General features: G+C 63.0%; 2 protein-coding genes and 1 pseudogene. All 3 read right to left on the bottom strand.

The window, feature by feature from the left end; translation table 11 throughout:
- Positions 1-827 (bottom strand): annotated as a pseudogene (locus T281_RS16905) (RNA degradosome polyphosphate kinase); the annotation flags it as partial.
- A gap of 306 nt (positions 828-1,133) precedes the next feature.
- Positions 1,134-1,832 (bottom strand): HdaA/DnaA family protein, encoded by a 699-nt coding sequence (locus T281_RS16900; RefSeq protein WP_037242301.1) that lies wholly within the window; start codon positions 1,830-1,832, stop codon positions 1,134-1,136.
- 9 nt (positions 1,833-1,841) lie between these two features.
- Positions 1,842-2,204: AI-2E family transporter (locus T281_RS16895; RefSeq protein ID WP_155955327.1), on the bottom strand; the 363-nt coding region annotated here is incomplete at its 5' end.

Below are 2,204 nucleotides of genomic sequence, written 5' to 3'. Positions count from 1 at the left end.
CGGAGCACCTTCTGGAGGTCTTCGCTCTTTTCCTGAAACTCGATTCCGCTGTTCCGCAGCGGCCGGAAGAGGCCGGCGTGCTTCACCTTGAAGCCCGGTAGCAGCGTATGCGCGTGAAGCGCGATGAGCATTTCCATCGCGATAAAGCGGATCTCGGGCTTGCCGTTCTTACCTTCCGTCTGCGGTAGCCGAATGAACCGATCGAGACCGTTCGGGATCACGACAAGCGCGTACATCAGGCGCGGCTCGCCTTCGAAATCCGAATCGCCGACGAGGGCGAGTTCGCGCGTGCATTCGAGCACGAGCACCAATTCCTGGCTCTGCACGTGCGGGAACGGATGCGCCGCATCGACCGCCACCGCGCTCAGGGCTGAAAACACGCGCCGCATGAAATAGATTTCGAGCCAATCCCGTTCCGCGTCCGAAAGCGACTTGGCCGAGGCCATATAAATCTGCTCCTTCGCCATGTCCTCGCGAAGCGCGTTCCAGCGCTCCTGCTGGATGGCCGAAAGTGGCATCACGGCTTCGTTGATCTTCTCCACCTGTTGCCGGGGCGTCAGTCCGTCGGGCGAAACCTCGACGATCTCGGTCGCCGCCTGCTCGTGCAACCCAGCCACGCGAACGCGATAGAACTCATCGAGGTTGGACCCGGAGATCGCCAGAAACCGGACGCGTTCCAGAAGCGGGTTGCGGGTGTTGGCCGATTCTTCCAGGACGCGCCTGTTGAATGCGAGCCACGACAACTCCCGGTTGAAGAATCGTTCAACGCCAAAGGCTTCAATTCTGTCCCGATATGTGGGGACAGGTTCGGCTTCGGCGATTTTCATTTCCACGATCTCCGGTTGGGCGTCTTCGCGACGCGTGAATTGCGCACTCAGAGCTTGGAAGCGCTTTGTGACATGACGAACACAATGCGCCAAAGCATACGCCAACGATGACGCTTCGGTCAGAGCGGCCGATGGTGCGGACTTCGACGCGATGGACAAACTATTTTGAAAAGATGACGCCGCGCCCGCGCCGCCGCAAGGGCTTCTTCCGGCGCATAGCCTGCGCGTGGGTTTTCGGGCAGAGGCGCGCGGCATCCTGAACGACGCGGCCAGAAGCCCGGTAGCGCTATCAGATCGAAACCAGCTTCAGAAATTGTCGTCCGGCTCGTCGTCCCCTTCGTCCGATCCGCCGCCGACCGTCTTCAGCACCTTCGCCGCGAACGCACGCGTGATCCGGCGGCGTTCGGCCAGCGCCGCCTTGTCGAGAAGCGACGCCACGGCATCCGCCGCCGCCATCGAGCGCTCGATGCGCTGCACGAGATAGGCGATCACGTCCGGGGCGATCTCGATGCCGCGATCGCTGAAATGCTTGAGAAGAAGCGCGGCGAGATGCTCCTCGTCCGGCGGCTGAATTTCGGCGGTTGGATAGGAGCGGATGCGCGAGCGCAGATCCGGCAACGCGATCCGCCAGCTGCCGGGCGGCGTTCGCGCGGTCAGCAGGATGAAGGAGCCGTGTTCGCGCGCGAGGTTCAAATGATGAAACAGCGCCGTCTCCGGCAACGCCGACGCGTCCACATCCTCCAATATGAGAGGCTGACGCGCGGCCCAGACATGGCCTTCGAGCGCGGCGGGGTCGGCGAATGCCGCATTCGCCCGAGCCTGCCAGATGTGCGCGAGGTACGTCTTGCCGGATTGCGGCGGACCCCAGATCACGGCGGCGGGCGCGTGCCAGTCCGGCCACTGGCAGACAAGCCCGAAGGCGCGGTCGTTTCGCGCGGTCACGAAGAAATCGGCCTCGTCATAGGCGAAACGGCGGGGCAGATCGAGCACGAGCTGGGACGACATCACCCGGCCTCAGCCGATGGCCGCTGTCTTGCGCGGCTTTGTGCCTTCGACCGCCTCCACTGCCGCTTCGCCCTTCTCCTCGTCATAAATTTCGCTTTCCTGATATTTGCGGATCGCAAAGCGCACCAGCACGCCGATGACCGCCGCAAGCGGCACCGAGATCAAGAGGCCGGTGAAACCGAGAAGATAACCCGCCGCGACCAGCGCGAAAAGTAGCCAGACCGGATGGAGCCGCACCTGATTGCCGACGATGTTCGGCGTCAGCACGTTACCTTCGACGACCTGCCCGAAGATGAAGACGCCGACGACGAGCGCGACCATGGAGTAATCCGGCGCAAATTGCGCCAGCGCGACGCCGCCCGCCACCAGCAA

The organism is Rhodomicrobium udaipurense JA643 (genome assembly GCF_000636015.1).
Lineage (GTDB): Bacteria > Pseudomonadota > Alphaproteobacteria > Rhizobiales > Rhodomicrobiaceae > Rhodomicrobium > Rhodomicrobium udaipurense.
The sequence above is the reverse complement of the archived record's forward strand: the minus strand, read 5'-3'. Positions and strand labels throughout refer to the sequence as shown.